At 70.0% G+C, this 6,212-nt stretch carries 10 protein-coding genes; 9 read left to right on the forward strand and 1 reads right to left on the reverse strand.

All coding sequences use genetic code 11. The annotated features are described in order from the left end of the window. Positions 1–11: 11 nt before the first annotated feature. From ACWIGI_RS20640 to ACWIGI_RS20660, 5 genes are all read left to right on the forward strand, one after another. A complete protein-coding gene (locus ACWIGI_RS20640; protein WP_454204026.1) occupies positions 12–644 on the forward strand; it encodes a class F sortase in 633 nt (210 codons plus the stop codon). A 29-nt stretch (positions 645–673) separates the two neighbouring features. Next, positions 674–1,057: an ArsR/SmtB family transcription factor gene (locus ACWIGI_RS20645; protein WP_454204027.1), complete on the forward strand. Its 384-nt coding sequence runs from the start codon at positions 674–676 to the stop codon at positions 1,055–1,057. Beyond that, on the forward strand, positions 1,054–1,587 hold the full coding sequence (locus tag ACWIGI_RS20650; protein ID WP_454204028.1) for an SRPBCC family protein: 534 nt from the start codon (positions 1,054–1,056) through the stop codon (positions 1,585–1,587). The genes ACWIGI_RS20645 and ACWIGI_RS20650 overlap by 4 nt, the downstream gene beginning before the upstream one ends. 136 nt (positions 1,588–1,723) lie before the next feature. Continuing rightward, positions 1,724–2,257, forward strand: a complete 534-nt coding sequence (locus ACWIGI_RS20655; protein WP_454204029.1) for a hypothetical protein — start codon at positions 1,724–1,726, stop codon at positions 2,255–2,257. A gap of 178 nt (positions 2,258–2,435) precedes the next feature. Then, on the forward strand, positions 2,436–3,395 hold the full coding sequence (locus ACWIGI_RS20660; protein ID WP_454204030.1) for an AraC family transcriptional regulator ligand-binding domain-containing protein: 960 nt from the start codon (positions 2,436–2,438) through the stop codon (positions 3,393–3,395). On the opposite strand, the gene ACWIGI_RS20665 is transcribed toward ACWIGI_RS20660, so the two are convergent. Beyond that, positions 3,392–3,583, reverse strand: a complete 192-nt coding sequence (locus ACWIGI_RS20665; protein ID WP_454204031.1) for a hypothetical protein — start codon at positions 3,581–3,583, stop codon at positions 3,392–3,394. The two genes, ACWIGI_RS20660 and ACWIGI_RS20665, sit on opposite strands and share 4 nt — an antisense overlap. A 286-nt stretch (positions 3,584–3,869) precedes the next feature. On the opposite strand from ACWIGI_RS20665, the gene ACWIGI_RS20670 reads away from it, so the two are divergent. The 4 genes from ACWIGI_RS20670 to ACWIGI_RS20685 all read left to right on the forward strand — a co-directional run bounded on the left by ACWIGI_RS20670 (position 3,870) and on the right by ACWIGI_RS20685 (position 6,122). After that, on the forward strand, positions 3,870–4,448 hold the full coding sequence (locus ACWIGI_RS20670) for a hypothetical protein (RefSeq protein WP_454204032.1): 579 nt from the start codon (positions 3,870–3,872) through the stop codon (positions 4,446–4,448). Positions 4,449–4,566: 118 nt separating this feature from the next. Next, positions 4,567–4,701: a hypothetical protein gene (locus tag ACWIGI_RS20675; protein WP_454204033.1), complete on the forward strand. Its 135-nt coding sequence runs from the start codon at positions 4,567–4,569 to the stop codon at positions 4,699–4,701. Positions 4,702–4,794: 93 nt separating this feature from the next. Further along, positions 4,795–5,703: an SGNH/GDSL hydrolase family protein gene (locus tag ACWIGI_RS20680; RefSeq protein WP_454204034.1), complete on the forward strand. Its 909-nt coding sequence runs from the start codon at positions 4,795–4,797 to the stop codon at positions 5,701–5,703. Positions 5,704–5,900: 197 nt separating this feature from the next. Continuing rightward, positions 5,901–6,122: a DUF397 domain-containing protein gene (locus ACWIGI_RS20685; RefSeq protein WP_454204035.1), complete on the forward strand. Its 222-nt coding sequence runs from the start codon at positions 5,901–5,903 to the stop codon at positions 6,120–6,122. Positions 6,123–6,212 lie beyond the last annotated feature (90 nt).

Genomic DNA, 6,212 nt, shown 5'->3' on the forward strand with positions numbered 1-6,212 from the left:
ACACACAGCGCATGAGCAAGGTTCGATCCGCCCTAACCTGGGCCGTAGCGGTCGTGCTCGTGGTGGTGGGCGGGTTCCTGCTGGGCGCGCCCGGCACGGGCGAACAACGGAACCCGCCCCCCGCCGCCGTCGACGCGCGCTCGGACGCCCCGCCGCCCGCGCCGTCGCTACCGCGTTCGGTCCCGGAGACCCTGTCCATCCCGGCCATCGGCCTGACCACCGCGCTGGATCGCATCGGCTTGAAATCCGATGGCACAGTGCAGGATCCCGCTTCATTCGAGCGCGCGTCCTGGTACGCCCCCGGCGCGACGCCCGGCGAACGGGGATCGGCGGTCATCCTCGGTCACGTCGATTCCTATCGTGGCCCAGCGGTCTTCTTCCGCCTCGGCGACCTGCGTCCCGGCGACGCCATCGACGTCACCCGCGCCGACGGCGGCACCGCGCGTTTCGTGGTGACCCGCGTCGACATCGTTCCCAAGGATGCCTTCCCGGCAGCCGCCGTCTACGCCGACCACGGCGCTCCGGAGCTCCAATTGGTCACCTGCGGTGGGCAATTCGACGATGAATTCCGCTCCTACCGCTCGAACGTCATCGTCTACTCCACCCTGGCGGATCCGTCGCCGGCGGCGGCCCGCGCCGGCTGAGCATCGCCACGATCCGCAACGCGTAACCGATGTGTTACGCTTTTCGGGTGGACGAAGTAGCCGCCGCGATCGCCGATCCGGTGCGCCGGGAGATCCTGCTGCTGTTGCGCACGGCCCGGCTCACCGCGGGGGAGATCGCCGAGAATTTCGCGATCAGCCGCCCCGCGGTCAGCCGGCACCTGCGCGTGCTGCGCGAATGCGGCCTCGTGCGCGACGAGGTTGCCGGGCGGCAGCGGTTCTACACCCTCGACGCCGAGCCGCTGCGCGAACTCGCGGGCTGGATAGCGCAGTTCGATCGGCGCGAGGCATGGGAACGGCGCTTCGACGCATTGGAGACCGAGGTGTACCGCACGCGCCGCGAGCATCGCGCCGCCCCGGCGGATGCCGAGACAGCAAGGGAGAACACCGCATGAGCAACCCATCCACCGGCCGCGTCGTCCCCACCGCGGCGGGCACCGTCGTCCCCACGGCCGCGGGCCGGGACCTGATTCTGCAGCGCACCTTCCGCGCGCCCATCGAGGACGTCTGGGCGAGCATCACCGAATCCGACCGCACCGCACGGTGGTACGGGCAGTGGAAGGGCGAACCCGGGGTCGGGCGCACGATCCAGGTCCAGATGGCCTTCGAGGAGGGCCAGGGCTGGTCCGATATGCGCATCGACGCCTGCGAGCCGCCGCGCCACCTCGCCCTCTATTCCGCCGACGACTACGGCGTCTGGAGCCTGGATCTGGAACTCACGCAGCGCGACGAGATCACCACGCTGCGCTTCGTCCATCATCTCGACGACAAGGCCGAAGTCGAGAACGTCGGACCGGGCTGGGAGTACTACCTCGACGCCATGGTCGCCGCCTACCACGACGGCCCGCGGCCGGATTTCGACGACTACTACCCCGCGATGAAGGCGTACTACGAGGCCCAGGACGCCGCCTCCACCGAGAGCTGACGCCCGCCCGTTCGTTGCCCCGCCATAGCTGAACCGAATCAAGTTGCAGCACTTTCGATTTCGTCATTCTGCCAGGCTCACCGCTGGTACCGTCCGCCCCGGCGCCGCTCCCCCCGGCGCCGGAAGGAAGTAGACAATGACGAAGTCCCGCTACGCCCTCGGCGTCGGCGTGTGTGCCGCGCTGGCGAGTTCGGTCCTGGCCGCCGGCGCCGCGCACGCCGCCATCGACAGCATCGCCGCGGTCGGGCCGACGCCGGGTGCGGCGTGCCGGGTCGGCGCCGCCTGCACGATCGTCGCGACGACCACCGGTTCCGATCGTTTCGCGACCGTGGAGTTCCTGGTCGAGAACGTGGTCGTGGGATCGGCCACGCCCGTGGCGGACACCTTCGGCAAGGTCACCGCGACCCTGCCGTGGAACCCGGCCGAATCCGGCCTGTATCAGGTGGAGGTCCGCCAGAACGGCACCAACACCACGATGTCGTACTACGTCAGCCCGGGCGAGGGTGGCTGCTGGGCCGTCCCCGGTTCGTCGGGTACCGGGTCCGCCGGCTCGGGATCGGGCGGCAGCGGTTCCTTCGGATCCGGTTCGGCCGGTTCGGGTTCGGGCGGCAGCGGCTCGGCGGGTTCGGGTTCCGGGGGGAGCGGCTCGAGCACCGGCTCGCTCTGCTGAGCGGACAGCCGCGGCCGGGCGCACCCGTGTGCCCGGCCCGTGCTCCGCGATGTGCGATCAACCTCACTTGCGACCTGAATGCACCGGGCGGTATAGCCTTTGGCTATCCGAGTCGTGATGCGCAGGAGGGGCGTTGGGTACAGATCAAACTTTGCTGCATCGGTTCGTTATCTCCCAGATGACGCAGATGGGCCTGGATCGCGCTCGGCTGATTCGCGAATGCCGGGTGCCGGACTGGACTTTGACCGGCAACGGCGTCCACGTCTCGAGCGAGACCTTCTGGCGGCTGTGGGAGATCGGGGCGCGCTGGCTCGACGATCCGGACGTGGCGTTGCACGTGGCGAGCCGATACGAGCTCAAGGCGACCGGACTGTACGACTACCTGTTCACCAGCGCGCCCACGCTCGGCGCGGGCCTGGCCACCTGCGGGCCCTACGTCAGCGCGGTGACCACCAATCATCGTTTCGACCTCGTCGATTCCGGCGGCGGTCCGATGCTGCGCCTGGACATGGTCGACGGCGGCGACGCGACGCGCGACTACACCCAGCTGTGGGGCTTGATCGCCGTGCTCACCCGGGCGCGGCACGTGGTGGCCGCGCCGTTGAACCCGGTCCGGGTCGCGCTGCGCCGCCCGGCGCCACGAAGACTCGATACGTACCGAGAGGTATTCGGTACCACCGCAATCGAATTCGGCGCCGACATCGACGCCATGACCTTCCGTCCCGCCGATCTGGAGCAGCCGCTCACCACCGCCGATCCGGTGCTCGCCGCGGTGTTGCGCCCCCTGGCCGAGGCGCTTCCGCCGCCCCCGCCGCTCGAGTCCGCGTGGCCGGAACGGGTGGCCGTGGCGGTGGCCCAGGCCCTCGACGAGGGCGAGGTCTCGCTGGAGGTGGTGGCGCGCCGGCTCGCCACCAGCCCGCGCACACTGCAGCGCAGGCTCGCCGACGCGGGCACGACCTGGCGCCGGGAACTGGACCGGGCGCGCTCGGCCCGGCTCGTGGCGGCCTCGACCGCGGGTCCGGTCAGCAGAGGTAGACAGGCGCAGCTGCTCGGCTACGCCGACGCGGCGTCGATGCGCCGGGCGTCCCTGCGCTGGGCCGTGGTCGCCCACGCGCACGCACCGGTTCCGCCGCGCTAGACCCGCAGGTGGCTGGCGGCGATGCGCCAGAACGTGGCGTGTTCCATGGTCGCGAAATCCCAGTCCTCGATGAGCGCGTGTGAGGTGGCCACGATCCCGTGCACGTCGAAGTCTTCCCGGGTCGCCGTGCCCTTGGCTTCCAATGCCGCCACCACATAGGCAACGGCACGTTCTCGGGAGTGTTGCACGTGGATCTCCTCGCAAGCGGTTCGACTCGGGTGTGCGTCCTGGACCGGCGCGCGAGAGCATGCGGTGGCGGATTGCCGATTCGCCCCGCGTGGCGCGCCGTGGATATTCAGTGTTGCTCCGCAGTCGCTACACGAGAAGGCCAGAACGCGTCAGCATCGGGCAAACGCGTCAGGGTCGGCCGCGGCCGACCGAAAGCCGTGGCGGCCGGCCGGTCGCCGCGCGCGAAATGCCGATTCGCGCCCGAGCGCGCGGGGGATCGGCGTGCGGGGCAGTAGTGTGCCGTGCGTGGAAATCGAAAGCCGTTATTACGCATATGAAACCGATCTGTGGGAACGGTTGGCGGCACTGCTGCCCACGGAGCAGGACGGCGCGAGCTTTCGCGACTGCCGCGCGGCCGGTGAGCAGGAAGCCGGTCTGACGCTGCTGACCAAACGCCTGCTCGAGGATCGGGTGCCCGTTCCCGACATGGTGCGCGCGGAACTGGAAGTCCTCGCCGAGGAGTGGGGCGAGCGCTCGGCGCTGCACGACGAGATCGCCTCGTGCGTGCGCGATCCCGAGCCCGACGGTGCGTTCCGCCTGGTCACCGACGAGTGCGCGGCTCCGATCGACGCCGCCGCGCTCGGTCTCGGCGCGACGCCGCTGGCGGGCCTGCTGGTGGTCCCGTGGATCGAATGCAACCGCTGCGCCAGCCTGCTGTGCCGCGTGCACGATCGCGATCCCCGCGGCGGGCTGCGCTATCTGGCGTCCTACTACCTCATCGGGCACCGCCGCCAGGTGCCCACCGGCGAGGCGGAGATCTACGCCGAGAACGACCTGTACACCGCGTTCGAGTCGCTGCGGAACTGCACGCACCCCCGGCAGTGATCGCCGGCCGCGATCGGCCGGCGCTGCGCGGCGGCGCCCCGGTCGCCGGTGGCGGCGCGCTCCGGAGCGCGCCGAAATCCGGTCGCGTCCCGTCCCTGGGCTCGCCTACCGTCCCGCTATGGAAGAAATGGACTGGGTACGCGGCGTTTCCCGGGTGGCGGTGCTGACGGGACTGGCGACCGTCGAGTGCCGCGCCTGCGGCCTGCGCGGGGAGACCGCGGCGGTGCTGGCGAAAGTGGCGGCCGGTTCCTGAGACCGCCGCCCGAGTTTTCGATCTTGCGTCGGCCCGGGCCGGGTGCCGCTACTGTTGGCGGTTCGCTACGGATCGACAAGAGGTACACGGCTAGTGAAGAGTTCGGCTCGGTTGCGGTTGCTCACCGCGGCCTGCGGCGCCGCGGCGGCGCTCACCGGGGTGGTTCCGCAGGCCGCGGCGCAGGCGCCCGACGGCAAGACCCTGGTGGTGATCGGTGATTCCTTCTCCGCCAACGGGGAGATACTCGACCTGGTGAACACCGGGGCGGACGCCGGCTGCGCGCACGTGCCCACCTCGTGGCCGAACCAGCTCACCCAGCGGCTCGAGCTGTCCCCGGACGACGTGCAGGACACCTCGTGCCAGGGCGGCACGATCGACACCTCGGGCTGGACGCTGACGCATCAGGTCAAGCGGGCCATGTCCGACGGCGCGTTCGGGGCGCGCACCCGCACCGTGGCGATCCAGCTCGGGATGAACGACGCCTGGGGAACCGAGCGGCCGGTCGCGCTGTCTATGGCCTGCCTGAGCGATGTGCTCGCCGGTTGCGGCCGGGAGGCGGCCGCGCAGGGGCGCGCACCAGACCTCGACGCCGTCACCGGCCGGGCCTACGCCGACCGGGTCCGCCAGGCGGTGACCTACATTCGCTACTACGCGCCCAACGCCCGCGTCGTCTTCGTGGGCTATCCCGAAATTCACACTCCCGGACAGGATTCCGCGTGCGCCAGCGTGCTCGGGGTGAACGTGGTGCAGCCTCGGGCCGGCGCGGTCACCGGATTCCTGGATCGGATCGACGCTGCCCAGCGGGAAGCCGCCGCGCTACTGAACGTGAGTTTTCTCGATAGCCGAGCGGTAACCGCAGGACACGGGGCGTGTACCGCCGAGCCGTGGGTCGACGGCATCTTCGACCCGGGCACCGAGCTGTTCGGATTCCCCTGGCACCCGTCCGAACGGGGCGATGCCGCGGTGGCGGGCGCGATGCAGGAGTTGATCTCCCGAGGCTGAATCCGGGGGCTCGCGAGCGCCCGGATTTGTCGGTGGGTCGCCGTAGAGTTGCGGTTATGAGCAATTCGATGTGGCTGCGCGGTCGGGGCGATGAATTCAGTTGCGCGGCCGGTGGTTCGGATAGCACTGTGTTCGTCGTAAGAGATTCGCGTGCAGGGTCATGGGGAGTGACCCTCCGGGGGGAAGGAACAAATGTCATGAACTGCAAAACGATTCGCGGCGACCACCGTGGTCCGAGGTTCGCCAAGAGCAGTTTCAGCTACGGCGGCGGCGACTGCGTCGAGGTCGCCTACCACGAGGGACAGATCGCGGTGCGCGATTCCAAGGACAGGCACAGCCCGACGCTGTGGTTCACGAAATCCGAATGGCGGGCGTTCACCTCGGGTGTGCGCGCGGGTGAATTCGATTTCGGGGAGTGATGTGTGTTGGTGGTGGGGGGGCGCCAAATGAGGGGGACCCACCCCCCCCCCCCAACGGCCCCCCCCCCCGCGGCCCCGGGGGAATAGGGT

It is taken from the genome of Nocardia sp. NPDC055321, assembly GCF_053645575.1.

What these genes read in the sequence shown, in the direction of transcription:
- ACWIGI_RS20640 (WP_454204026.1), top strand. Translation starts at nt 12, where the DNA reads ATGAGCAAGGTTCGATCCGCCCTAACCTGGGCCGTAGCGGTCGTGCTC.
- ACWIGI_RS20645 (WP_454204027.1), top strand. Translation starts at nt 674, where the DNA reads ATGTGTTACGCTTTTCGGGTGGACGAAGTAGCCGCCGCGATCGCCGAT.
- ACWIGI_RS20650 (WP_454204028.1), top strand. Translation starts at nt 1,054, where the DNA reads ATGAGCAACCCATCCACCGGCCGCGTCGTCCCCACCGCGGCGGGCACC.
- ACWIGI_RS20655 (WP_454204029.1), top strand. Translation starts at nt 1,724, where the DNA reads ATGACGAAGTCCCGCTACGCCCTCGGCGTCGGCGTGTGTGCCGCGCTG.
- ACWIGI_RS20660 (WP_454204030.1), top strand. Translation starts at nt 2,436, where the DNA reads ATGACGCAGATGGGCCTGGATCGCGCTCGGCTGATTCGCGAATGCCGG.
- ACWIGI_RS20675 (WP_454204033.1), top strand. Translation starts at nt 4,567, where the DNA reads ATGGAAGAAATGGACTGGGTACGCGGCGTTTCCCGGGTGGCGGTGCTG.
- ACWIGI_RS20685 (WP_454204035.1), top strand. Translation starts at nt 5,901, where the DNA reads ATGAACTGCAAAACGATTCGCGGCGACCACCGTGGTCCGAGGTTCGCC.